This is a genomic window from Faecalicatena contorta, from assembly GCF_021531895.1.
GTDB lineage: Bacteria > Bacillota > Clostridia > Lachnospirales > Lachnospiraceae > JAFBIX01.
The window spans coordinates 12,631-37,308 of record NZ_JAFBIX010000023.1 but is presented as its reverse complement, the minus strand read 5'-3'; the positions used below and the strand labels follow the sequence as shown (position 1 = coordinate 37,308).

Annotated in this window: 23 protein-coding genes; 21 read left to right on the top strand and 2 right to left on the bottom strand. The window is 39.3% G+C overall.

All coding sequences use genetic code 11. From position 1 onward, the window contains the following. Window positions 1–11: 11 nt before the first annotated feature. The 4 genes from JQM81_RS10100 to JQM81_RS10085 are packed head-to-tail and all read left to right on the top strand — an operon-like array spanning window position 12 to window position 3,377. Window positions 12–809 (top strand): MBL fold metallo-hydrolase, encoded by a 798-nt coding sequence (locus JQM81_RS10100; RefSeq protein ID WP_235233433.1) that lies wholly within the window; start codon window positions 12–14, stop codon window positions 807–809. Window positions 810–837: 28 nt separating this feature from the next. After that, window positions 838–1,110: an ACT domain-containing protein gene (locus JQM81_RS10095; RefSeq protein ID WP_235233432.1), complete on the top strand. Its 273-nt coding sequence runs from the start codon at window positions 838–840 to the stop codon at window positions 1,108–1,110. A 29-nt stretch (window positions 1,111–1,139) separates the two neighbouring features. Further along, on the top strand, window positions 1,140–2,504 hold the full coding sequence (locus JQM81_RS10090) for a PFL family protein (RefSeq protein WP_235233431.1): 1,365 nt from the start codon (window positions 1,140–1,142) through the stop codon (window positions 2,502–2,504). A gap of 15 nt (window positions 2,505–2,519) precedes the next feature. Further along, window positions 2,520–3,377, top strand: coding sequence for a DegV family protein (locus tag JQM81_RS10085; RefSeq protein WP_235233430.1), 858 nt, complete (start codon window positions 2,520–2,522; stop codon window positions 3,375–3,377). Window positions 3,378–3,379: 2 nt separating this feature from the next. On the opposite strand, the gene JQM81_RS10080 is transcribed toward JQM81_RS10085, so the two are convergent. Further along, entirely contained in the window at window positions 3,380–4,663 is a 1,284-nt protein-coding gene (locus JQM81_RS10080; protein ID WP_235233454.1) for a nucleotidyltransferase, read from the bottom strand. Window positions 4,664–4,828: 165 nt separating this feature from the next. Here JQM81_RS10080 and mgtE point away from each other — a divergent pair, with 165 nt between their 5' ends. The 16 genes from mgtE (at window position 4,829) to JQM81_RS10000 (ending at window position 21,890) form a co-directional block, all read left to right on the top strand. After that, window positions 4,829–6,166: a magnesium transporter gene (gene mgtE, locus JQM81_RS10075; protein WP_235233453.1), complete on the top strand. Its 1,338-nt coding sequence runs from the start codon at window positions 4,829–4,831 to the stop codon at window positions 6,164–6,166. 136 nt (window positions 6,167–6,302) lie between these two features. After that, window positions 6,303–7,304 (top strand): phosphate acetyltransferase, encoded by a 1,002-nt coding sequence (pta, locus tag JQM81_RS10070; RefSeq protein ID WP_235233429.1) that lies wholly within the window; start codon window positions 6,303–6,305, stop codon window positions 7,302–7,304. Between the two features lie 45 nt (window positions 7,305–7,349). Then, window positions 7,350–8,540: an acetate kinase gene (locus tag JQM81_RS10065; protein WP_235233427.1), complete on the top strand. Its 1,191-nt coding sequence runs from the start codon at window positions 7,350–7,352 to the stop codon at window positions 8,538–8,540. Window positions 8,541–8,743: 203 nt separating this feature from the next. Next, on the top strand, window positions 8,744–9,277 hold the full coding sequence (locus tag JQM81_RS10060) for a YceD family protein (RefSeq protein WP_235233425.1): 534 nt from the start codon (window positions 8,744–8,746) through the stop codon (window positions 9,275–9,277). A 3-nt stretch (window positions 9,278–9,280) separates the two neighbouring features. Further along, the gene (gene rpmF, locus JQM81_RS10055) at window positions 9,281–9,460 is read left to right on the top strand and encodes a 50S ribosomal protein L32 (RefSeq protein ID WP_004606185.1); all 180 of its coding nucleotides are present in this window, start codon (window positions 9,281–9,283) and stop codon (window positions 9,458–9,460) included. Window positions 9,461–9,584: 124 nt separating this feature from the next. After that, window positions 9,585–10,607: a phosphate acyltransferase PlsX gene (plsX, locus tag JQM81_RS10050; protein ID WP_235233424.1), complete on the top strand. Its 1,023-nt coding sequence runs from the start codon at window positions 9,585–9,587 to the stop codon at window positions 10,605–10,607. Window positions 10,608–10,641: 34 nt separating this feature from the next. Then, window positions 10,642–10,875: an acyl carrier protein gene (acpP, locus tag JQM81_RS10045; RefSeq protein ID WP_235233423.1), complete on the top strand. Its 234-nt coding sequence runs from the start codon at window positions 10,642–10,644 to the stop codon at window positions 10,873–10,875. A 53-nt stretch (window positions 10,876–10,928) separates the two neighbouring features. Further along, window positions 10,929–11,624, top strand: a complete 696-nt coding sequence (gene rnc / locus JQM81_RS10040) for a ribonuclease III (protein ID WP_235233422.1) — start codon at window positions 10,929–10,931, stop codon at window positions 11,622–11,624. Window positions 11,625–11,631: 7 nt separating this feature from the next. After that, entirely contained in the window at window positions 11,632–15,192 is a 3,561-nt protein-coding gene (gene smc, locus JQM81_RS10035) for a chromosome segregation protein SMC (protein ID WP_235233421.1), read from the top strand. A gap of 9 nt (window positions 15,193–15,201) precedes the next feature. Next, window positions 15,202–16,140, top strand: a complete 939-nt coding sequence (gene ftsY / locus JQM81_RS10030) for a signal recognition particle-docking protein FtsY (protein WP_235233420.1) — start codon at window positions 15,202–15,204, stop codon at window positions 16,138–16,140. 17 nt (window positions 16,141–16,157) lie between these two features. Next, a complete protein-coding gene (gene ilvA / locus JQM81_RS10025; RefSeq protein ID WP_235233419.1) occupies window positions 16,158–17,372 on the top strand; it encodes a threonine ammonia-lyase in 1,215 nt (404 codons plus the stop codon). Between the two features lie 179 nt (window positions 17,373–17,551). Beyond that, a complete protein-coding gene (locus JQM81_RS10020; RefSeq protein WP_235233418.1) occupies window positions 17,552–18,952 on the top strand; it encodes a 2-isopropylmalate synthase in 1,401 nt (466 codons plus the stop codon). 20 nt (window positions 18,953–18,972) lie between these two features. After that, the gene (locus JQM81_RS10015) at window positions 18,973–19,626 is read left to right on the top strand and encodes a GntR family transcriptional regulator (RefSeq protein ID WP_235233416.1); all 654 of its coding nucleotides are present in this window, start codon (window positions 18,973–18,975) and stop codon (window positions 19,624–19,626) included. 21 nt (window positions 19,627–19,647) lie between these two features. Beyond that, complete coding sequence (locus JQM81_RS10010) at window positions 19,648–20,844, top strand: NADP-dependent isocitrate dehydrogenase (RefSeq protein ID WP_235233413.1); 1,197 nt, start codon at window positions 19,648–19,650, stop codon at window positions 20,842–20,844. Between the two features lie 119 nt (window positions 20,845–20,963). Next, on the top strand, window positions 20,964–21,140 hold the full coding sequence (locus JQM81_RS10005; RefSeq protein WP_235233412.1) for a DUF6472 family protein: 177 nt from the start codon (window positions 20,964–20,966) through the stop codon (window positions 21,138–21,140). Between the two features lie 27 nt (window positions 21,141–21,167). Beyond that, window positions 21,168–21,890 (top strand): flavodoxin family protein, encoded by a 723-nt coding sequence (locus tag JQM81_RS10000; RefSeq protein WP_235233411.1) that lies wholly within the window; start codon window positions 21,168–21,170, stop codon window positions 21,888–21,890. Here JQM81_RS10000 and JQM81_RS09995 read toward each other — a convergent pair whose 3' ends face one another. Next, window positions 21,891–23,846, bottom strand: coding sequence for an ABC-F family ATP-binding cassette domain-containing protein (locus JQM81_RS09995; RefSeq protein ID WP_235233452.1), 1,956 nt, complete (start codon window positions 23,844–23,846; stop codon window positions 21,891–21,893). A gap of 130 nt (window positions 23,847–23,976) precedes the next feature. Here JQM81_RS09995 and JQM81_RS09990 point away from each other — a divergent pair, with 130 nt between their 5' ends. Then, entirely contained in the window at window positions 23,977–24,621 is a 645-nt protein-coding gene (locus JQM81_RS09990) for a redox-sensing transcriptional repressor Rex (protein WP_235233409.1), read from the top strand. Window positions 24,622–24,678 lie beyond the last annotated feature (57 nt).

Below are 24,678 nucleotides of genomic sequence, written 5' to 3'. Positions count from 1 at the left end.
AAATATACAGTATGAGATTATGCAGCATTGCCAGTGGAAGCAGCGGTAACTGTATCTATGTAGGAGATGATAATACGCATCTTCTGGTAGATACAGGGATTAGTAAGAAGAGGATTGAAGAAGGGTTACATATACTGGGAGTCAAAGGAGAAGAACTGAAAGGAATTTTGATTACTCATGAACACATTGACCATATTCAGGGACTTGGTGTGTTCAGCAGAAAATATGAGATTCCAATCTATGCGACAAAAGGTACAATAGCGGGAATACGCGGTTGCAGTAGCCTGGGCAAGATGCCTGATGGATTACTGCACGAAGTAAATGTTGATGAAGTGTTTTCTGTGGGAGATATGAATATCTGCCCTTTTTCTATATCGCATGATGCAAAAGAACCATCAGGATATCGAATTGAAAATGAAAAAAAAGCTGTTGCTGTTGCGACAGATCTTGGAAAATATGATGATTATACTGTGAAACATTTACAGAATCTGGATGGAATTGTTCTGGAAGCAAATCATGATATTCATATGCTGGAAGTCGGTCCATACCCATATCCTTTGAAGAAAAGAGTGATGGGTGATAAGGGACATTTATCAAATGAATTGTCAGGGCGGCTTCTTTGTGATATACTACATGACAATTTACAGTATGTGATACTTGGTCATCTGAGTAAGGAAAACAATTATGAAGAACTGGCTTATGAGACAGTAAAACTGGAGGTCAGCTATGGAAACAACCCATATAAGGGAGATGATATTCCAATCATGGTGGCTAAACGAGATACTGTATCAGATATTATAACACTATAGGCAAACATGAGAAGCAGGAGGAACTAAGATGAGAAAGTGTGTAATTACAGTTGTGGGAAAGGATACCGTTGGAATCATTGCAAAGGTCTGTACGTATTTGGCAGAGACGAATATTAACATTCTGGATATTTCACAGACGATTGTCGATGGATATTTTAATATGATGGCAATCGTTGATGTCACAAATTCTGCAAAAGAGATTCAATGCGTGGCAAAAGAGTTAGAGGAGTTGGGGGTTTCCATTGGTGTGACGATTCACTGCCAAAGAGAAGAAATCTTTGAAAAAATGCACAGACTATAGAGGAAGACAGAAAGGCCAGGTATTAGAATATGATTAACAGATATGAAGTGTACGAGACAAACCAGATGATCGAGGAGGAAAACCTGGATGTCAGGACGATTACTCTTGGAATCAGTTTATTGGATTGCATTGATTCGGATCTGAAGAAGTTAAATGATAATATATATCATAAGATAACAGCAACAGCAAAAGATCTGGTTTCGACTGGCGAACAGATTGAACGGGAATTTGGAATTCCTATTGTAAATAAAAGAATTTCCGTGACTCCAATAGCGTTGATCGGCGGTTCGGCATGTAAGAAGTCTGAAGATTATGTTACAATTGCAAGGACGTTAGATAAAGCAGCAAAAGAAGTTGGTGTGAATTTTATCGGTGGATATTCTGCCTTGGTTTCAAAGTCCATGACGAAGAGTGATGAGAACTTGATTCGATCTATTCCAGAGGCTTTGGCATGCACTGACCGTGTCTGTAGTTCTATTAATGTTGGATCAACCAGAACAGGAATTAATATGGATGCAGTCAGATTGAGCGGAGAGATAATAAAAGCAACTGCCGAGGCCACAAAGGAGAATGATTCTCTGGGCTGTGCAAAATTAGTGGTATTTTGTAATGCCCCTGATGATAATCCGTTTATGGCGGGTGCATTTTTGGGAGTTACTGAAGGGGATGCGGTCATTAATGTTGGAGTTAGTGGCCCTGGCGTTGTAAAGCATGCGATTGAACAGGTACGCGGACAGGGATTTGAAAAATTGTGTGAGACAATTAAGAAAACTGCATTTAAAGTGACTCGAGTTGGACAGCTGGTTGCTGGAGAGGCTTCAAAAAGAATGGGAATTCCATTTGGAATTATTGATCTTTCTTTGGCACCGACTCCTGCTGTAGGAGATAGTGTTGCGGAGATTCTGGAGGAAATTGGACTGGAAAGAGTTGGCGCTCCGGGTACGACTGCAGCACTCGCAATGTTGAATGATCAGGTGAAAAAAGGGGGCGTCATGGCTTCTTCTTATGTAGGAGGGTTAAGCGGTGCGTTTATCCCGGTCAGTGAAGACAAAGGGATGATCGATGCTGTGAATCTTGGAGCTTTGACGATAGAAAAATTAGAAGCAATGACTTGTGTCTGCTCTGTCGGTCTGGATATGATTGCAATTCCCGGAAAGACAAAAGCATCAACAATCTCGGGAATTATTGCCGATGAGATGGCAATAGGCATGGTCAATCAGAAGACAACGGCTGTCCGGTTGATTCCTGTGATTGGAAAAGATGTCGGGGAAACGGCAGAGTTTGGTGGATTATTGGGTTATGCACCGATTATACCGGTGAATGAATATGATTGCAGTGCATTTGTGAACAGACAGGGAAGAATTCCCGCACCGATTCACAGTTTTAAGAATTAGAGAGGAAAATGAAGAATGGGAAAAGTGGCGATTGTAACAGACAGCAACAGCGGAATTACACAGAAACAAGCAGAACAATTGGGAATTCATGTTCTCCCAATGCCTTTTTATATTGATGGAGAACTTTATTATGAAGATATCACATTGACGCAGGATGAATTTTATAAAAGATTGGAAAATGATGCGGATATCTCTACTTCACAGCCGTCTCCTGCAGATGTAATGGAGTTGTGGGAAGAACTGTTGGAAAGCTATGAGGAAATTGTACATATTCCGATGTCAAGCGGTCTGAGTAGTTCTTGTGAGACTGCGATGGCTTTGGCACAGGATTTTGATGGAAAAGTACATGTAATCGATAACCAGAGAATTTCTGTAACTCAAAGGCAGTCTGTATTAGATGCTATTGAGATGGCCAAAAAGGGAATGCCTGCAGTTGAGATTAAAGATGTTTTAATGCGGGAAAAATTAGAAGCCAGTATTTATATTACAGTAGATACGTTAAAATATTTGAAAAAAGGTGGAAGAGTGACTCCGGCAGCCGCTGCATTGGGAACAGTTCTGAACCTGAAACCAGTCCTGCAGATTCAAGGTGAAAAATTAGATTCATTTGCTAAAGTACGTGGATGGAAATCTGCCAAAAAAACTATGTTAGATGCAATGGAAAAGGATATCAGTGAAAGATTTGCTGGACAAACTGTGCATTTGGAAGCTGCGTATACCTGTTCTGATGAAGAAGCAATGCAGTGGAAAGCGGAGATTCAGAACCGCTTTCCAGACTATGATATCGTGATGGATCGCCTGTCATTGAGTGTGACATGCCACATAGGGGCTGGCTCCATGGCGATTGCGTGCAGTAAAGTGATAGAATTATAATCTCAAATTCTAATAATCTGATGTTGATATTCATTGATAAAAGGCATTTTAAATTTGTTGGTGATAACACTTTCATATAGGTTGGAAGCAAAGATGTCCTGCTCTAACATCTGTAATCCAGTATTGTTTAGCTCACTTGTCTGCGTAAGTTTTGTGATTAATGGTACTTTGGAATGTTGTTTCAGGTGAGATAAAAGTTTTCCGGCATCTTTGCGAAAACCAAGAATGTGTGCATATTGGCAAAAGCCTTCTTTTTCGTAGATCAGCATATCTTCGTTCGTTATATTCAGCAAGATATGAAATAAACTTCTGCTGATTCTAGTATAAGTTATATCTTTTGTTTTTAACAAATCACAAAATTGCTCAAAAGTTATAAAGTCATTGACATGGTTCATGATCCGATTTGCCAGATCTTCGGTGACATCTTTGTATTTTACTAAAGTATCACGTGTTTCTGACAATAATTTGTATTTTAAGATAAGAGAAAAATCGTTGGCATAAATAGGATATCGATTACGATGCATTTCTTCAAGCATACGTATACAAGAAGGTGGTACCTGATCCTCCAGTCTAGTCAATACTTCAGACATGACAGGCTCATCAAACATACCTTCTCCTTCTAGATGAATGGAATTGCTTGCGTATGCAAGAAGCTTGCGAATCGCAGAAGCTGAACTATAGTTCCCAGTCAGATGTTCATCGTGATATCCAGATACTTTTCGCTTGATAGTATATGACTTGATATTACTGTGGGTTTTATGAAGGGTTTTAATATATTCAATTCCAAGAATATTGTTGGGCTGCTCTAAAATCATATCTATGGAATCATCTTTTAGATAATTGGCGAGAGCCATTTGTCTTGCGCGTGGAAAAGACATGCCCTTCCGTAATGCTTCCTGCAGAGAAAACTTATACTCTTCAGGTTCCTCTGAAATGATATGTGCAATGTTTTCCAGGACATTATAATCCCCACATTCACTTCCAAAACAGATCGCATCGACGCATCCCAACTGTTCAAACAGAGAGATAGCACCAGCTGCAAAATATTCAGCACTTCCGACTGCGTAACATACGGGAAGCTCCATAAGGAGATCGACACCTGCTTCCAGGGCGACTTCTGCCCGCAAATGCTTTGGCATAATAGCAGGAGCACCGCGCTGAACATAATTTCCGCTCATAACAACAATGACAGCATCTGCATCAGTAAGTTCCCGGGCTTTCTCTATATGGTATAAATGTCCATTATGAAATGGGTTGTATTCCGTAATTAATCCGACGATTTTCATCATAATCTCCTTGTATATCTTTTTGAAATTGATTATACTATAGAAAGATTAAGTTCGCAAATATTGGGAGGGAGGGTATATATGGAAAGCGAAGAGATGAACGTTAAGCCAGAAGATACAGAACAGGAAGAAAAAGAGTTTGACTATCTGGAAGAACGTGAAGAACTGACTGAAGAACGTATTCTTGACATGTTAGAGAACCGTCAGTTCAAAGAATTAAAAGAAGAACTTGAAAATAATATGTATCCTGTCGACCTTGCAGATATATTGGAAGAATTTGACCAGAAACAGTTAGTGATGGTATTCCGATTGTTGGCAAAAGAAGAAGCAGCAGAGACTTTTACGTATATGAACAGTGATATGCGTGAAGTCTTGATCAATGCACTGACGGATTCCGAGCTGGAAGAAGTCATGGAAGAAATGTACCTCGATGATACGGTTGACGTTCTGGAAGAAATGCCTGCCAACGTGGTGGACAGACTTTTGATGGTGACAGATGAGGAGACCAGAGCGCAGATCAATCAATTACTGCAATATCCTGAAGACAGTGCCGGAAGTGTAATGAATGTAGATTACATTGCATTACGGCGTGAGATGACGGTGGCGGAATCCATATTAAAAATCAGACAAGTAGGTCTGAATCGTGAGACAATCTATACTTGTTATGTGACCGAAAAGAGAAAATTAATCGGTCAAGTCGATGTCAAAGAACTTCTTACAACCAGTGAATCCAAGACTATCGAAGAGATCATGGATACGAATATGCTTTATGCACATACTACAGATGACCAGGAAGATGTGGCAAGGACAATCACAAAATATGGTTTGATTGCATTGCCCATTGTAGACCATGAGATGTGCATGGTCGGTATCGTAACTGTTGACGATGCTATGTTGGTATTACAGGAAGAGACCACAGAAGATATCAGTATCATGGCCGGTGTCAATCCGAGTGAGGAATCCTATTTTGGAACGACTGTGTTTGAACATGTAAAGAGTCGTATCCCATGGCTTCTGTTCTTGATGCTTTCTGCAACAGTTACTCAGATGATCATGAATAGTTATGAGGCGGCACTTGCTGTTATGCCACAGCTTGCGGGATTTATACCGATGTTGACCGGAACCGGAGGAAACTGCGGATCCCAGAGTTCCACGCTGATAATCCGTGGATTGTCGGTGGGAGAGATAGAGTTTAGTGATCTGTTCAAAGTAGTATGGAAGGAAGTCCGTGTTGCTGTCTGTATTAGTCTGATTCTTTCGGTTGTCAATGGAATTCGAATTATGCTGATGGGACAGGGAGATGCGTTGATGGCATTTACGATTGGATTAACAATGGCATGTACAGTCGTAATTGCAAAAGTAGTGGGATGTACCTTGCCTCTGCTTGCAAAAAAGATTGGGTTAGATCCTGCAATCATGGCAACACCATTGATTTCCACATTGGTAGATATCAGTACTATTAGTGTATATTTTGCAATCGTAAGCCATGTATTTCAGCTATGATTCACTATAATAATCTAATTTTTATGACAATTGTATATAAAAATAGACATAAGATTCTAAGAAGAGACCTTGTCCACGAGGTCTCTTTGTATTATAATAAAAATACTGAGAATATATGGAAAGGAGTCTATCAATCATGGGATTTATAGATGAAATTAAAGCAAAAGCAAAAACATGTAAAAAAACAATTGTACTTCCTGAGACAGAAGACATCAGAACTTATGAAGCAGCAGAAGCTGTATTAAAAGAAGGAACTGCTAATCTGATCTTAATCGGAAGCGAAGAAGAGATCGCAAAGAATAAGGGCTCTTTTGATATCAGCGGAGCTACAATTGTAGATCCTGCAACCTATGAGAAGACAGATGCATACATTGCAAAGCTTGTTGAGTTAAGACAGAAAAAAGGTATGACAGAAGAACAGGCAAGAGAACTTCTGTTAACAAATTATCTGTATTATGGTGTTATGATGGTCAAGATGAAAGATGCTGACGGTATGGTATCTGGAGCATGCCATTCTACAGCAGATACATTAAGACCATGTCTGCAGATTCTGAAGACAAAGCCAGGAACAAAATTAGTTTCTGCTTTCTTCGTAATCGTAGTACCGGATTGCGATATGGGTGCTGACGGAACATTCGTATTTGCAGATTCTGGACTTGAGCAGAATCCAGATCCTGAGAAACTTGCTGCAATCGCACTTTCTTCTGCAGATTCATTCAAGCTTCTGACTGGAAAAGAACCAATCGTTGCAATGCTTTCGCACTCTACAAAGGGAAGTGCAAAACATCCTGACGTTGATAAAGTAGTAGAAGCAACACGTATTGCAAAGGAAAATGCTCCAGAAGGACTGCTTCTTGATGGAGAATTCCAGCTGGATGCGGCTATTGTACCAGAAGTAGGAGCTTCTAAAGCACCAGGTAGCCCGGTGGCAGGTAAGGCTAATGTATTAGTATTCCCAGATCTTGATGCTGGTAACATTGGATATAAGCTTGCACAGAGACTTGGAAAAGCAGAAGCTTACGGACCACTTACACAAGGTATTGCAGCACCGGTCAATGACTTGTCCCGTGGATGCAGTGCGAAAGATATCGAAGGTGTAGTAGCAATCACAGCTGTACAGTGTATGGCAGAAGACTAATTATTTAATGAGATATTATAAATTATCAAAGAGAGGTATATATTTATGAATGTATTAGTTATTAACTGTGGTAGTTCATCCTTAAAATTCCAATTAATCAATTCTGAATCTGAAGAAGTTCTGGCAAAAGGACTCTGCGAGAGAATCGGAATCGACGGAAGCCTTACTTATCAGCCGGCAGGCGGAGAAAAGGTGAAATCCGACAAAGCAATGCCAACACATACAGAAGCAATTCAGTTTGTAATTGATGCTTTAACAGATCCAGAGACAGGAGTTGTTAAGAGCCTGGATGAGATTGGTGCAGTTGGACATCGTGTGGTACATGGTGGGGAAAAATTTGCAAGTTCAGTTGTGATCACAGATGAAGTAAAAAAAGCAATTGAAGAGTGTAATGACCTTGCACCACTTCACAATCCGGCAAACCTGATTGGAATCAATGCATGTCAGGAATTAATGCCAGGTACTCCGATGGTTGCTGTATTTGATACTGCATTCCATCAGACAATGCCGGAGAAAGCATACATGTATGGACTTCCGTATGAATATTATGATAAATACAAAGTAAGAAGATATGGTTTCCATGGTACAAGCCACAGTTTTGTATCTAAGAGAGCTGCTGAATTAGTTGGCAAACCGTATGATCAGGTAAAGACAATCGTATGTCACCTTGGAAATGGAGCCAGCATCTGTGCAGTAGAAAACGGAAAATCCGTGGATACTTCTATGGGTCTTACTCCTTTGGAAGGTCTGGTAATGGGTACACGTTCCGGTGATATTGATCCGGCAATCCTTGAATTCATTGCTAAGAAGGAAGATCTTGACATTGCTGGTCTTATGACAATGCTGAATAAGAAGTCTGGTGTATATGGTCTTTCCAATAATCTTTCCAGCGATTTCCGTGATCTGGACGCTGCTGCAAGTGAAGGAAATAAACCTGCTAAAATTGCATTAGAAGTATTTGCATATCGTGTTGCAAAATATGTTGGAAGTTATGTTGCAGCAATGAATGGGGTAGATGTCATTGCATTTACTGCAGGTATCGGAGAGAATTCTGGATCTATGCGTGCAGATGTTATCAAGTATCTTGGATATCTTGGAATTACACTTGATGAAGAAGCGAATGGCAAACGTGGTGAGGAGATTGCAATCTCAACTCCAGATTCTAAGGTAAAAGTTCTTGTAATTCCTACCAATGAAGAGCTTGCGATTGCTCGTGAGACGGTAGCATTAGTATAAACAAGATATAAGAATATGATATGGTTTTAGGAATACCCTCCTGCAGTTTTGTGGGAGGGTTTCATCATACTGATGTATCAGAAAACGTCGAATTTCTGGAACAGTTCGAAAAATTTGAAAGGTTTTAAGCAAAATCAACAAATATTTGTTGACAAAAACCTTTTACGTGATATAATAATCTAGGTATGAATAGGGGTGACTATATGTTAATTGACCTATCCAATGTTTTGTCTGAACCACATAAATCCTTGGATGAAACAGTTCCATGTACATTAGAAGTATTTCAATCAAAACTCGGTACGTTTCCGGTTTTATCAAAAGAGGATGTCTATATTACGATTGATTATGTAAAAGATAGACAGATCGAGATTCACGGGACATGCGGACTTGTGATAGAGATACCTTGTGATCGTTGCCTGGAGCCTGTTCCGACAGAATTTCATCTTGATTTTACAAAAAAGGTTGAAGCAGGAGTTTCTGAAGAAGAGAAGATGGATTCAGATGAATTCGATGAATCAAATTATATTGACGGATATGCTCTCGATGTAGATAAACTGATCTACAACGAGGTACTAATAGGGTGGCCGACGAAGATTCTGTGTAGCGAAGACTGTAAAGGAATTTGCAACGTATGTGGTCAAAACCTGAATCAGGGAACTTGTAGTTGTGAAGATACAAGTCTTGACCCTAGAATGTCAGTTATCCGCGATGTGTTTAAGAATTTTAAGGAGGTGTAACCCATGTCAATTTGTCCAAAGAACAAATCTTCTAAAGCAAGAAGAGATAAAAGAAGAGCTAATTGGAAAATGAGCGCTCCAAACCTGGTTAAATGCAGCAAGTGTGGCGAGTTAATGATGCCTCACAGAGTGTGCAAGGCTTGTGGCTCATACAACAAAAAAGAAATTATTCCTCAGGACTAATTTAGAATGATGTTGAAAGGTAAGACTTACTAGTGGTTGGTAAGTCTTATTTTTTATGTAGAAATCATTGATTTTTATAACAATGTTTAGTAGAATGAAATCTAGTAGGCTAGGAGGAAAAATTATGTCAGAAATTACAAAAGTAGTATTGGACGCCATGGGCGGTGACAATGCACCAAAAGAGATGGTTAAAGGTGCTGTTGAAGCTGTCTCAAAAGAAGCTGGCCTGAAAGTGATTCTGGTTGGTCGAGAAGAGGAGATTACTTCAGAGCTTTCATCTTACAATTATAAGAAAGAGCAGATAGAGGTAGTGAATGCCACAGAAGTGATTGAGACCGCAGAACCGCCTGTCAATGCGATTCGTCGGAAGAAGGATTCGTCAATCGTAGTTGGTATGAAGATGGTGAAGAAAGGAGAGGCAGATGCTTTTGTGTCTGCAGGAAGTTCTGGAGCCATTCTTGTTGGCGGTCAGACGATTGTAGGAAGGCTTAAAGGAGTTGAGAGACCACCGCTTGCACCATTAATTCCAACAGAAAAGGGAGTCAGTCTTTTGATTGACTGCGGAGCGAATGTGGATGCCAGACCATCGCATCTGGTTCAGTTTGCCAAGATGGGTTCCATATATATGGAGCATATTGTAGGAATAAAAAATCCTAAGGTAGCGATTGTAAATATTGGAGCAGAGGAAGAAAAGGGAAATGCATTGGTAAAAGAGACATTTCCATTGCTGAAAGAGACAAAAGGAATCAATTTCACAGGAAGCATTGAGGCCAGAGAAATTCCACATGGACAGGCAGATGTGATTGTCTGTGAGGCATTTACTGGGAATGTAATTTTGAAATTGACAGAAGGACTTGCATCTACACTGGTTGGAAAGATCAAGGAAGGTATGATGAGTACCCTTCGCAGTAAAATTGGTGCACTTCTTGTAAAACCGGCATTGAAAGCAACGTTGAAGGAATTTGATGCCAGTGAGTACGGTGGAGCGCCACTTCTTGGATTGAATGGTCTTGTAGTGAAAACACACGGAAGTGCAAAAGCAAAAGAAGTGAGCAATACATTGATTCAGTGTGTAACCTTTAAGAATCAGAAAATTAATGAAAAAATCAAAGAGTGTATTCAAACGGATGTGATATCCGCTGAATAGAGAGAACAATAAGTAGGAGAAAAGGAGAAACAAAATGGAATTCGAAAAAATTAAGGAAATTATTGCTGATGTATTGAATATTAATGCAGACGAGATTACGATGGATACTACATTTGTAGATGACTTGGGAGCAGATTCTCTTGATATTTTTCAGATTATTATGGGGATAGAAGAGACATTTGATATTGAAATTGATAATGATGATGCTGAGAAGATCGTTACAGTAGGAGATGCTGTAGAACAGATCAAAAATGCAACAAATAACTAGGGAATATAGAAAAGAAAAAGCCCAGTAGGGCTTTTTCTTATGTGAGGCATATTATGGGACTGGATTTAAGAATATTAGAAAATAAAATCGGATATAAATTTAAAGATTTTCATTTATTAAAAAAAGCGATGATTCATAGTTCTTATGCAAATGAAATGCATCTGCCAAAATATGAATGTAATGAGCGTCTGGAGTTTTTAGGAGATGCTGTATTGGAATTGGTGTCTAGTGAATTTTTGTTTTATGAACATGGGAAGATGCCGGAAGGTGAACTTACAAAGACAAGAGCCAGTATGGTATGCGAGCCGGCTCTGGCTTTTTGTGCCAGAGATTTGAAGCTAGGTGATTACCTTCTGCTTGGCAAAGGAGAGGAAGCTACTGGGGGACGTAAAAGAGAATCTATCACCTCAGATGCAATGGAAGCACTGATTGGAGCAATCTATATTGATGGTGGTTTTGCTAATGCAAAAGAGTTTATTCAGCGATTTATCTTGAAAGATCTTGAGAATAAAAAGCTCTTTTATGATAGCAAGACTATCCTGCAGGAAATTGTACAGGCCAATTTTAAAGAGGTCATTTCCTATAGACTGATTGGAGAAGAAGGTCCTGATCACGATAAATCGTTTCATGTGGCCGTCTCTATTGGAGAAAAGGTCTATGGCCTTGGTACGGGCCGTACCAAAAAAGCGGCAGAGCAAGACGCAGCTTACCAGAGTATTTTGAAGTTGCACAAGATGAATATAAAGTAGGTGTAGCATGTATTTAAAGAGCATAGAAGTGCAAGGGTTTAAATCATTTGCACACAAGATTAAATTTGACTTCCATAACGGGATTACAGGCATTGTAGGACCGAACGGAAGCGGTAAGAGTAATGTTGCGGATGCCGTGCGATGGGTGCTTGGAGAACAGCGTGTAAAACAATTGCGCGGCGGAAGTATGCAAGATGTTATTTTCTCCGGTACGGAGAATCGGAAGCCTTTAAGTTATGCTTCTGTTGCAATTACACTGGATAATTCAGATCATCAGCTCCCGATTGATTATGAAGAAGTAACGGTCGCCAGAAAACTATATCGTTCTGGAGAAAGTGAATATTTAATCAATGGGAGCGCCTGTCGTCTAAAAGATGTCAATGAGTTATTCTATGATACTGGAATTGGAAAAGAAGGTTATTCTATTATTGGTCAGGGACAGATTGACAAAATCCTAAGCGGTAAGCCAGAGGAACGAAGAGAATTATTCGATGAAGCAGCTGGAATTGTAAAATTCAAACGCCGAAAAAACATGTCCGTCAAAAAGTTGGAAGAAGAACGGCAGAATCTTTTGCGGGTAAATGATATTTTAGCAGAGCTTGAGAAGCAGGTCGGACCTCTGGAGAGACAGGCAGAGACGGCAAAAGAATACTTAAAAAAGAAAGAACAGTTGAAAACGTATGATATTAACATGTTCTTACTTGAGACTGAGAGACTACAGGAACAGATTCAGGGAATTGATGAAAAGCTTGACGTGACCAGAGAAGAACTTGGAGAAGCAAGCAGTCAATATGATGCCATGAAAACAGAATATGAATCTGTGGAAGAACAAGTTGATGGCATTGATGCATCGATTGAAAAAGCGAAAAGTCAGCTCAATGAGACTACTATGTTGAAACAGCAGCTTGAGAATCAGATAGAATTGCTCAAAGAGCAGATTCGAAGTATGCATATGAATGATGCACATTACGATCAGCGTGCAAGAACTATCGATTCAGAAATAAATGTCCGTGAGGGTCAACTTCAAGAATTAAAGTCAGAACAGGAAGCAATCCAGAAACAGATGGATGAACAGATGAATCTTGAAGAACAGGCCAAAAAAGAGCTGATTGATGTTCAATCCAGGATTGCAGAAATCACTGCTTCTGTAGATAAAAATAAAAATGATATCATGGAATTGTTGAATAGCAGGGCATCTACTAAGGCAAAGATTCAAAAATACGATACCATGCTTGAGCAGATTCATGTCAGAAAGGCTGGAATGGATCGCCAGATTCAGGAATCTGAAATGGAGATCCAGGAGCAGAGCAAAAAACTAGAAGGCTATCAGAATGAATTAAAAGAAGTATCTTCTAAGATTATTGAACTGTCTGAAGAAAGCAGTCAGTATGAGACGAAAATTGAAGAACTTCAGAAACGACTGGCAAAGCAGACGGAGCAATTCCGTATCGGACAGACAGCATTTCACAGAGAGCAATCCAGATTGGAATCTTTAAAAAATATTACTGAGCGTTATGATGGGTATGGCAATAGTATTCGCAAAGTAATGGACAATAGGGACAGAGAAAAAGGATTGTTAGGTGTTGTTGCTGATCTGATCAAAGTGGACAAAAATTATGAGATTGCCATTGAGACAGCCCTTGGAGGGAATATTCAGAATATTGTAACTACAGATGAAGAAACAGCCAAACGGATGATTCAGTTCTTAAAAAAGAACAAGTTTGGACGTGCAACATTTCTTCCGTTGACTACAATCCATGCCTATTCAGGAATCGGGAAGCCAGAAGCCTTACATGAACAAGGCGTTATAGGTACTGCGAATACACTTGTAAAGGTGGAAAGCCAGTATAAATCATTAGCAGATTATTTGCTTGGAAGGACGCTTGTTGTTGACCATATTGATCATGGAATTGCAATTGCAAAAAAGTACAAACAATCTATACGCATTGTAACGTTAGAGGGAGAATTGATTAATCCTGGAGGTTCCATGACTGGTGGAGCTTTTAAAAATTCCAGTAATCTGTTAAGCAGACGACGTGAAATAGAGGAGTTTGAAAAAACAGTTAAAAAACTGAAGCAAGAGATGGATGAGATGGAAGCGTCTTCCGAAGCCTTGCGAAAAGAGCGTGCCGGTTATTATGAGAAACTGGATGAGATCAGTAACAAACTCCAGAAAGCATACGTCATTCAGAACACGGCAAAAATGAATGCCGATCAGGCAGCATCTAGAATGAAAAATGCAAATGAGATTTCTGAGCAGACTAGAATAGAGTCAGAAAGGCTGGATGTACAGATTACAGACATTATTGATAATCAGGAATCCATCAATGTTGAGTTAGATACATCAGAAACACTTGAAAAGGATCTGACAGAACGAATTGAAAAAGAACAGAAAGTTCTTGAAAAAGAACATGAAGAAGAGACTTTGAAGTTAAAAAGAACAGAAGAGATACATCTTGCATATGCCAGTCTGGAACAAAAATTTACATTCGTGATAGAGAATGTAAATCGTATTCAAGAAGAAATCGGTAAATTTCAGAATGAATTAAAAGAATTGGAGAAGAGTAAAGGTGGTACTTCAAAGGAAATCGAAGAAAAAGAGGAGCAGATCACAGAACTGCGACAGACTATAGAGAATTCAAAAGATTTATTTAAAGAGATTCAGAATGAAATAGAAAAATTCAAAAAAGAACGTGAAGAATTAAACCAAAAACACAAAGTATTCCTGCAAAAACGTGAAGATCTGTCCAAGCATATGTCAAGTCTTGATAAAGAAATATTCCGTCTGGAGAGTCAGAGAGAGAATTATGAGGCATCCTCTGACAAACAGATGAATTATATGTGGGAAGAATATGAGATTACGTTTAACCATGCAAGAGAGTTAAGAGACAAAAATCTGACGGATCTTGCAAAGATGAAAAAGAGGATACAGGAATTAAAAAGTGAGATCCGTGCACTTGGAAATGTGAATGTTAACGCGATAGAAGAATATAAAAGTGTATCCGAACGATATGAATTCTTAAAAGGACAGCATGATGATCTGGTGGAGGCAGAAGCAACGCTGGAACAGATCATTGAAGAACTTGATACTGCGATGCGTAAACAGTTTCAGGAGCAGTTTGCCTTGATAGCCAAGGAATTTGATACAGTATTTAAAGAGTTGTTTGGCGGTGGAAAAGGTACATTGGAGCTGATGGAAGATGAAGATATTCTGGAAGCGGGTATTCGAATCATTGCTCAGCCGCCAGGAAAGAAATTGCAGAATATGATGCAATTATCCGGCGGCGAGAAAGCTTTGACGGCTATTGCGCTATTATTTGCTATTCAAAATTTAAAACCATCCCCGTTCTGTCTGCTGGATGAGATTGAGGCGGCATTGGATGATAACAATGTTGTGAGGTTTGCGCAATATTTGCATAAATTAACGAAACATACACAGTTCATTGTAATTACACACCGAAGGGGAACAATGACTGCTGCCGACAGACTGTATGGTATTACTATGCAGGAAAAAGGTGTATCTACACTTGTATCTGTAAGTTTGTTAGAAGATGAGTTGGAGCAATAGGAGGACGATATGACAGAAGAGAATAAGGAAAATATAGGTTTTTTTAAACGTCTGGTCTCAGGTCTCAGTAAGACGAGGGATAATATTGTATCTGGGATGGACAGTATTTTTAATGGATTTTCTCATATAGATGATGAGTTCTATGAAGAGCTGGAAGAAGTTCTAATCATGGGAGATCTTGGTGTTCAGGCTACTTATGATATTCTGGATGATTTGAAAACCAAAGTAAAAGAGCAGCATATCAAAGAACCTTCACAATGCAGACAGATATTGATTGACAGTATCAAAGAACAGATGGATGTAGGTGAAACTGCTTATGAGTTCGAGGAAAAGACGTCGGTTGTTATGGTAATCGGAGTCAATGGTGTCGGAAAGACTACAACAATTGGAAAATTAGCCGGTAAACTCCGGGCACAAAATAAGAAAGTTATATTGGCTGCTGCGGATACGTTTCGAGCTGCAGCGGGGGAGCAGTTAAAAGAATGGGCAAACCGGGCACAGGCAGATCTGATCGGTGGACAGGAAGGTTCTGATCCTGCGTCGGTTGTATATGATGCGGTTGCGGCTGCTAAGGCCAGACATGCGGATGTGCTGTTATGTGACACTGCCGGAAGACTCCACAATAAGAAGAACTTGATGGAAGAATTAAAGAAAATGAATCGAATTATTGATCGTGAGTATCCAGAAGCATTTCGGGAAACATTGGTCGTTCTAGATGCTACAACAGGTCAGAATGCATTGCAGCAGGCAAAAGAATTTAATGAAGTAGCAGACATCACAGGAATCATTTTGACAAAAATGGACGGAACTGCCAAAGGGGGGATTGCTGTGGCAATACAGGCTGAACTTGGGATTCCAGTCAAATATATTGGCGTAGGGGAGACTATAGATGATCTTCAGAAATTTGACGCAGATACTTTTGTAAACGCTTTATTTACAGCAGAATAAGAGAGGAGAAATATTCAATGCTTACATTAGAAAAATTTGAAGAAGCCAGTGAACTTGTAAAAAAGGTTACAAATCCGACAAAATTGGTATATAGTGAATACCTTAGTCAGCAGACTGGCGGAAAGATTTATTTGAAACCGGAAAATATGCAGTATACAGGTGCATATAAAGTAAGGGGGGCATATTATAAGATTAGCACGATGACAGAAGAAGCGCGTGAAAAAGGATTGATTACTGCGTCTGCAGGAAATCATGCTCAGGGAGTTGCGTACGCTGCTCAGAAGTTTGGCTGCAAAGCAACGATTGTAATGCCAACGGTCACTCCGCTTATCAAAGTAAATCGAACGAAAAGCTATGGAGCAGAAGTGATCTTACATGGGGATGTCTATGATGATGCTTGCGAATATGCATTGAAACTTGCAGAAGAAAATGGCTATACGTTTGTACATCCATTTGACGATCTGGCAATCGCAACAGGTCAGGGTACGATTGCGATGGAGATTGTTCAGGAATTACCTACAGTTGATTATATTCTGGTGCCGGTTGGCGGCGGCGGTCTGGTGACAGGTGTATCAACGCTTGCGAAAATGCTGAATCCTAAGATTAAGGTAATTGGTGTAGAACCTGCTGCCGCAGCAAGCATGACAGCGGCTCTGGAAGCAGGAGAGCCTGTTACCCTAGATAGTGCTAATACAATTGCAGACGGTACCGCTGTAAAGCGTGTTGGAGAAAAGATTTTTCCGTATGCAAAAGAGAATATCGACAGTGTCTTGACGGTTGCTGATGATGAATTGATTGCCGTATTTTTGGATATGGTAGAGAACCATAAGATGATAGTAGAGAATTCGGGTCTGCTGACAGTTGCAGCTCTGCGTCAGCTTGATTTGAAAGGTAAAAAGGCAGTTGCAATCTTAAGTGGTGGAAATATGGATGTAATCACCATGTCTTCTATTGTACAGCATGGTTTGATACAACGAGACAGAATCTTCTCTGTATCCGTACTTCTTCCGGATAAACCAGGTGAATTGGTACGAGTTGCGGCAACCATCGCCAATGCACAGGGAAATGTTATCAAGTTGGAACATAATCAGTTTGTAAGTACCAACCGAAATGCGGCAGTAGAACTTCGTATCACTATGGAGGCGTTCGGAACAGAACATAAACATGATATACTGATGGCACTTGAAGATGAAGGATTCCGTCCAAGAGAGATTGGAGCAAAGCTATACTAAAATGAGATGAGAATTCAAAACATTAAAGAGACAGAAAATTTGTTAGAATTTTCTGTCTCTTTTTGTATGAAGAGAGAAAAATTCCCCTTGACACAAAATGTATAATTGTATACAATTATACACATTAAAATATAAAATAATGTTTTGTTTTGGTAATGTCATTTTAAGGAGTGTGTATTATGGAAAATAGAAAAGTTTATTTGGACAAGCATTCGAATTTGCTTCAATTGGAGGAGCATATGTATCCTCTGGTCGATGTTGATACACCGAATGTATTCCGGAATCTATTTCATTATGATGAGATTCCGAAGATTGCATTTAACGATCGTATTGTACCCCATAGTATGCCGGATGAAATCTGGATTACAGACACTACATTTCGTGATGGTCAGCAGTCTCGCGCGCCATATAGCACAGAACAGATTGTGACACTCTATGACTATTTTCATAAACTAGGTGGACCGAAGGGAAAGATTCGCCAGAGTGAATTCTTTTTGTATAGCAAGAAGGATCGGGATGCAGTATATAGGTGTATGGAAAAAGGATATAAGTTTCCGGAAGTGACTAGTTGGATCCGCGCAAGTAAAAAGGATTTTGAACTGGTAAAAGAGATTGGAATGAAAGAAACTGGAATTCTAGTAAGCTGTTCTGATTATCATATCTTTTATAAATTAAAGATGACAAGAAGAGAGTGTATGAATCATTACTTATCAGTGATCCGTGAATGTCTGGAAACTGGAGTGAGCCCGAGATGCCATCTGGAAGATATTACGCGTTCTGATATCTATGGTTTCGTTATTCCATTTTGTCTGGAACTTATGAAATTAATGGATGAATATAAGATTCCAGTGAAGATTCGTGTCTGTGATACGATGGGATATGGAGTAAACTATCCAGGAGCTGTGATTCCAAGATCTATTCCTGGAATTATCTATGGACTTCGTGTTCATGCGGGTGTGCCAAGCGAATTAATTGAGTTCCATGGTCACAATGATTTTTATAAAGCAGTCAGTAACTCTACAACTGCATGGTTATATGGTGCAAGCGGTGTAAACTGTTCACTTTTTGGCATTGGAGAACGTACTGGCAATACACCTTTGGAAGCTATGGTATTTGAATATGCACAGTTAAGAGGAACATTGGATGGTATGGATACAACGGTAATTACAGATCTTGCAGACTATTACGAGAAAGAGATAGGATATCAGCTTCCGTCAAGGACACCATTTGTAGGAAAGAATTTTAATGTTACCAGAGCGGGTATTCATGCAGATGGACTATTAAAAAATGAAGAGATTTATAATATATTTGATACAGATAAATTCCTCAAACGACCACCGTTGGTTGCAGTATCCAATACATCTGGTCTTGCTGGGATTGCGCATTGGATCAATACGTACTTTCATCTGCCTGAAGAAAAACAAGTAGATAAAAATTCAGAATTAGTAATAATGGTGAAGGCATGGGTAGATAAAGAGTATGAGGAAGGCCGTGTTACGGTACTGACAGATAATGAATTGCTTGTTGTTATTGATGATGCATGTAAACAGCTTGGAGTCAGCCTTGTCCAGGAGAAATAGAATCGAAGAAGGAGCAGAACATGGAAGAATATCAAGACCATTCTCTTAGAGGAAAGGTATTTCAAAAACTCCGTGAAGATATTCTTTCTGGAGTATATAAAGATGATGATGAATTAAGAGAGATTTCCATTGGAGAAGAAATGGGAGTCAGCAGAACGCCAGTTAGGGAGGCGCTTAGACAGTTGGAGCTAGAGGGGCTGGTGACGATCATTCCTAATAAGGGAGCTTATGTAAAAGGTATTACTCAAAAAGATGTACATGATATTTATAAAATAAGATCTCTTTTGGAAGGCTTATGTGCAAGATGGGCGACAGATAATATTTCCGATGAACAGATAGAAGAATTAGAGGAGATTATTCTATTGTCAGAGTTTCATTTGCAAAAAAAGAGTGAAGGAAAAGCGGCACAGGTATCTGAATTGGATGGTAAATTTCATAAAGTCTTGTATGAGGCATCCAACAGTCGTATACTAGAACATGTATTATCTGATTTTCACAAATATGTGAAGATGGCACGTACTTTGTCGGTAGGTGCCAAGGACAGAGCACAGAAATCAATCGAGGAACATAAAGGTATTCTTGAGGCAATTAAGAATAAAGACGCTGATCAGGCTGAAATGCTTGCGAATCAGCATATCATGAATGTTATGGAGAACCTCCATATGGAGAAGTAAATCAAAAAGGAGAGAAGCAAGATGGCAAAGATTAAGATGACAACACCAATTGTAGAGATGGATGGAGATGAGATGACAAGAATCTTGTGGAAGATGATCAAAGAGAATCTTCTGGAACCATTTATTGAACTGAACACGGAGTATTATGATCTTGGACTGGAACACAGAAATGAGACCAATGACCAAGTAACCATCGATTCTGCAAATGCTACTAAAAAATATAAAGTAGCAGTGAAATGTGCAACAATCACACCAAATGCCGCACGTATGACAGAATATAATCTAAAAGAAATGTGGAAGAGTCCGAATGGAACAATCCGTGCTATTCTTGACGGAACAGTATTTCGCGCTCCAATTGTGGTAAAGGGAATAGAACCTTGTGTGAAGAATTGGAAGAAACCAATTACAATAGCGAGACATGCTTATGGTGACGTTTATAAGAATACGGAGATGAAGATTCCGGGACCTGGAAAAGTAGAACTGGTTTATACTGCCGAAGATGGAACAGAAACGAGAGAACTGGTACATAATTATGCAGGACCAGGTGTTGCACAGGGAATGCACAATCTGTGCGGATCCATTGAAAGTTTTGCAAGAAGCTGCTTCAATTATGCTTTGGATACCAAGCAGGATCTGTGGTTTGCGACGAAAGATACGATTTCTAAAAAATATGATCATACATTCAAAGATATTTTCCAGGAAATCTATGATGCAGAATATGCAGAAAAATTTGAAAACGCTGGTATCGTATATTTCTATACGTTGATTGATGATGCAGTTGCCCGCGTTATGAAATCAGAAGGCGGATATATCTGGGCATGTAAGAACTATGACGGAGATGTAATGAGTGATATGGTTTCTTCCGCATTCGGTTCATTGGCTATGATGACCTCTGTACTGGTATCTCCAGAAGGTTATTATGAATATGAAGCTGCACATGGAACAGTACAGCGTCATTATTATAAACACTTAAAAGGAGAAGAAACATCAACCAATTCAGTTGCCACTATATTTGCATGGACCGGAGCGTTGAGAAAACGTGGTGAATTAGACAGCAATCAGGAATTGATGGATTTTGCAGATAAGCTTGAAAAAGCAACGATCGACACAATTGAAGAAGGAAAAATGACCAAAGATCTTGCTTTAATTACAACTTTAGAGAATCCAACTGTGTTGAATAGTGAAGAGTTTATAAAAGCAATTGCTGAGAAATTGTAGTAATTAATAGTAAAAAGGGGACGTAGTAAAATTAACTTTTACTACGTCCCCTTTTTACATTTAGGGTGTACCCAAATGAAAAATATGTTATACTTGTTCCCAGGAAGGAGTTGTGTATCGTGAAGAGTAATTGTGAATCATGTGCTCATTATGAATATGATGAGGACTATGAATGTTTCACTTGTCAGATGGCATTAGATGAGGATGAATTGTATCGATTTGTGACCAATACATATTACGATTGCCCATATTATAGTTATGGCGATGAATATACGATTGTTAGACATCAGATGTAGATTATATGAATGGGGGAAGTATAGAAGATGAATATATTGATGATTAATGGAACTATGCGAAAGGGTTCTACTTATCATGTGGGAAAAATGTTGATTGATAAGATTGCTACAAAGGAGGATCAGGTAATTGAACTATTTCTACCGAAGGATATGCCTGAGTTTTGCAGAGGCTGTGGAAGATGTATTATGGAAGATGAGACAAAATGTTTTGATTATCTAATGTACATGAAGCGGTTGACTGGCTTGATTGATAAAGCTGACCTGTTGATTCTGACTTCACCGGTTCATGTCATGCATGTAACGGGAGCGATGAAATCTATGTTGGATCATTATGGATATCGTTTTATGGTTCACAGACCGGGAGCTTCTATGTTTCGAAAACAGGCAGTGTGTATTGCAACTGCCGCGGGAGGCGGCGTGAGATCTACGCTTAAGGATATGAAGATTAGTCTCCAGTTCTGGGGTGCCGCTAGAGTGTATACCTACGGAATGTCGGTGGCATCGCTTGGTTGGGATGGTGTCAGTGCAGATAAGAAAGAGCGGATTGACAGAGATTTGAGTAAGCTTGTATTAAAGATTTCCAAAGATCCAGATGGAGTGAATCCAGGAATCAAGACTCGTGCTCTGTTCTATATTATGAGAAGCTTTCATAAAAAAGGAATGAGTCCGGTGGATGATAATTATTGGAAAGAAATGGGATGGCTTGGAAAAGAACGTCCATGGAAATTACTGAAAAAGGAAGAGCTGTAGCTATTCAGCCAGCTCTTCCCATTTTATATACAGCTCTTCAAGTTCTTCCGCAATAGCTGCCTTTTCATTGGCTAATTCCTGACATTTAATGGAACTTGTAAAAATATCTTCCTGCAACATCATTTCGTCAATCTTAGCATCCCGCTCTTCAAGAGTAGTGATGCGTTCTTCGGTTTTCTTCAGTTCGTTTTTTCGTTTTCGCTCGCGAGCCTGTGCTTCTTTTTGTTCCTTCCAGTCGAGCTTAGAATCTGACACATTTGCTGCAACAGAGTCTTTGCCAGAAGATATAGCAGAATTTGCAGTTCCTGGAATATAAACAGAAGACGGGGCACCAGCATAAATGGTTGTTAGCTCGTCTTTTTTTTCAAGATAATAGTCATAATTCCCTATATAATTTACAAAAGTCTGATTCACCAGATCAAGGATCCTTGTTGCTGTCTGATTGATAAAATAACGATCGTGTGAAACATATAAGATAGTTCCGGTATAGTTGTTCAATGCTTTTTCCAGAATTTCTTTTGATGGAATATCCAAGTGGTTTGTTGGTTCGTCAAGAATCAGAAAATTAGCTTTCGAAAGCATCAGCTTCGCTAAAGATACTCTGCCACGTTCTCCACCGCTTAGGTCACCGATCCGTTTAAACACATCATCCCCAGTAAATAAAAAAGCGGCCAGCATATTTCTGATCTTCGTGTTAGTCAAATCCGGGTAATCATCTGAAATTTCGTCAAAAATGGTTTTTTCCATATGTAGTACATGGTGTTCCTGATCATAGTATCCGATCGCTACATTAGTTCCCAATGTAAATGTACCGGAATCTGCTGATATTACCTGATTTAAGATTTTTAAAAGTGTTGTTTTCCCCGTTCCATTGTCACCGATGATTGCAACATGTTCCCCGCGTTTAATGTCAAAACTTATATCTTGAAACAGAACTTGATTTGGAAATGATTTACTTAGATGTTCAACAGACAGAACATCGTTACCGCTGACACAAGAAGGCTCTAATGTTAAGTGAATCTCATTATTTGCTTCCAAGGGTTTCTCTACAGGACGGATCTTTTCCAACATCTTTTCACGGCTTTCTGCACGCTTAATAGATTTCTCACGATTAAAAGAACGAAGCTTTTCAATTACGGCTTCCTGATGCTTTATTTCTTGCTGCTGATTTAAATATTCTTTTATCTGAGCATCACGAAGCTGCTGCTTTTTGGCAGCATAATCACTGTAATTTCCATTATAGGTCATCAATTTTCCAGATTCGATTTCTAAGACCTTAGTCACTACTTTGTTCAAAAAGTAACGGTCATGAGATACGATCAGAACGGCTCCTGGATAATTCAGAAGATAAGTTTCTAACCAAGCTATAGAGTTTAGATCCAAGTGGTTAGTAGGCTCGTCCAAAAGCAAGATATCTGGCTTGGTGAGCAATAATTTACCAAGAGAGACGCGGGTTTTCTGACCCCCAGAAAGGGTATCTACGGGTTTAGAAAAATCATTTTCTGTAAAACCAAGACCTTTTAATACCCCGTTAATCTCACTTTCATATGCATAACCATTCTGGCGTTCAAAAGAAGCTGTCAGACGATTATATGTTTCAAGGCGTGATGTCAATGCATCACCTTCTAAATGTTTTAATTCTAATTCGATGGAACGGATCTGTGTTTCCATTTCGATGATATCAGATTTGGCAAGTTTCACTTCTTCATAGATAGTGCTTCCACTTTGCATAGCCTGATGCTGTGCAAGATATCCCAAGGTTTTGCCTTTGGTTAAAATTACTTCTCCGCGGTCAGAAGGAAGCTCACCTACAATCATTTTAAAAAGCGTTGATTTTCCCGCTCCATTGGGACCAACAAGAGCTGCTTTTTCGTGATCTTCTATATGAAAAGAACCGTCAGCGATAATCACTTTTTCGCCGAAAGATTTACTGATTCCGTGACATGCTAATATCATATTATTTTCATATCCTCCTTTTTCACTCGTTTTCATTATAGCGAAAATAGGACAAAATACAACTAAAAGTTTGACTTTGTTCACACAATTCTATATAATATTTCTTAGAATGAAATGGAAGGTGAGACTATTGGAAGAGAGAGAGATTTCCCAGGCGGTCATCCGTAGATTGCCACGATACTATCGATACTTAGGAGAGCTACTTGAAAATGGAGTGGAGCGTATCTCGTCTAACGATTTGAGTAAGCGTATGAAAGTGACTGCATCTCAGATTCGTCAGGATCTTAACAATTTTGGTGGGTTCGGTCAGCAGGGTTATGGTTATAACGTTAAATATTTGTATACAGAGATTGGTAAGATTCTTGGCTTGGAAGAGGCTCATAATATGATTATTATAGGAGCTGGTAATTTGGGGCAGGCTCTTGCTAATTATGCAGCTTTTGAGAAGAGAGGATTTGTATTAAAAGGAATTTTTGATGTCAACCCAAGATTGGTAGGTGTTTCAATCAGAGGCGTGCCGATTCGTATGATGGATGAGTTAAAGTCATTTGTCCAACAGAATGATGTTGAGATTGCAGTTTTAACTATTCCAAAGGACAAGGCAATTGAAGTGGCTAATATGCTGGTAGACAATGGTGTTCGTGCAATTTGGAATTTTGCCCATACAGATTTGAATCTGCCGGATCATATAATTGTTGAAAATGTACACTTGTCTGAAAGCTTAATGCAGTTATCATACAATATTAGCCGATATAACGAAGAACATAAGAAATAAAAAGCAAAGACGTGTAATGACTGGCATGCGCAGACGGGCTGGTTTTTACACGTCCTT

Excerpts from the sequence above, each read along its gene's own strand:
- JQM81_RS10100 (WP_235233433.1), top strand. The coding sequence starts at position 12 with ATGAGATTATGCAGCATTGCCAGTGGAAGCAGCGGTAACTGTATCTAT.
- JQM81_RS10095 (WP_235233432.1), top strand. The coding sequence starts at position 838 with ATGAGAAAGTGTGTAATTACAGTTGTGGGAAAGGATACCGTTGGAATC.
- JQM81_RS10090 (WP_235233431.1), top strand. The coding sequence starts at position 1,140 with ATGATTAACAGATATGAAGTGTACGAGACAAACCAGATGATCGAGGAG.
- JQM81_RS10085 (WP_235233430.1), top strand. The coding sequence starts at position 2,520 with ATGGGAAAAGTGGCGATTGTAACAGACAGCAACAGCGGAATTACACAG.
- JQM81_RS10080 (WP_235233454.1), bottom strand. The coding sequence starts at position 4,663 with ATGAAAATCGTCGGATTAATTACGGAATACAACCCATTTCATAATGGA.
- pta (WP_235233429.1), top strand. The coding sequence starts at position 6,303 with ATGGGATTTATAGATGAAATTAAAGCAAAAGCAAAAACATGTAAAAAA.
- JQM81_RS10065 (WP_235233427.1), top strand. The coding sequence starts at position 7,350 with ATGAATGTATTAGTTATTAACTGTGGTAGTTCATCCTTAAAATTCCAA.
- JQM81_RS10060 (WP_235233425.1), top strand. The coding sequence starts at position 8,744 with ATGTTAATTGACCTATCCAATGTTTTGTCTGAACCACATAAATCCTTG.
- rpmF (WP_004606185.1), top strand. The coding sequence starts at position 9,281 with ATGTCAATTTGTCCAAAGAACAAATCTTCTAAAGCAAGAAGAGATAAA.
- plsX (WP_235233424.1), top strand. The coding sequence starts at position 9,585 with ATGTCAGAAATTACAAAAGTAGTATTGGACGCCATGGGCGGTGACAAT.
- acpP (WP_235233423.1), top strand. The coding sequence starts at position 10,642 with ATGGAATTCGAAAAAATTAAGGAAATTATTGCTGATGTATTGAATATT.
- rnc (WP_235233422.1), top strand. The coding sequence starts at position 10,929 with ATGGGACTGGATTTAAGAATATTAGAAAATAAAATCGGATATAAATTT.
- smc (WP_235233421.1), top strand. The coding sequence starts at position 11,632 with ATGTATTTAAAGAGCATAGAAGTGCAAGGGTTTAAATCATTTGCACAC.
- ftsY (WP_235233420.1), top strand. The coding sequence starts at position 15,202 with ATGACAGAAGAGAATAAGGAAAATATAGGTTTTTTTAAACGTCTGGTC.
- ilvA (WP_235233419.1), top strand. The coding sequence starts at position 16,158 with ATGCTTACATTAGAAAAATTTGAAGAAGCCAGTGAACTTGTAAAAAAG.
- JQM81_RS10020 (WP_235233418.1), top strand. The coding sequence starts at position 17,552 with ATGGAAAATAGAAAAGTTTATTTGGACAAGCATTCGAATTTGCTTCAA.
- JQM81_RS10015 (WP_235233416.1), top strand. The coding sequence starts at position 18,973 with ATGGAAGAATATCAAGACCATTCTCTTAGAGGAAAGGTATTTCAAAAA.
- JQM81_RS10010 (WP_235233413.1), top strand. The coding sequence starts at position 19,648 with ATGGCAAAGATTAAGATGACAACACCAATTGTAGAGATGGATGGAGAT.
- JQM81_RS10000 (WP_235233411.1), top strand. The coding sequence starts at position 21,168 with ATGAATATATTGATGATTAATGGAACTATGCGAAAGGGTTCTACTTAT.
- JQM81_RS09995 (WP_235233452.1), bottom strand. The coding sequence starts at position 23,846 with ATGATATTAGCATGTCACGGAATCAGTAAATCTTTCGGCGAAAAAGTG.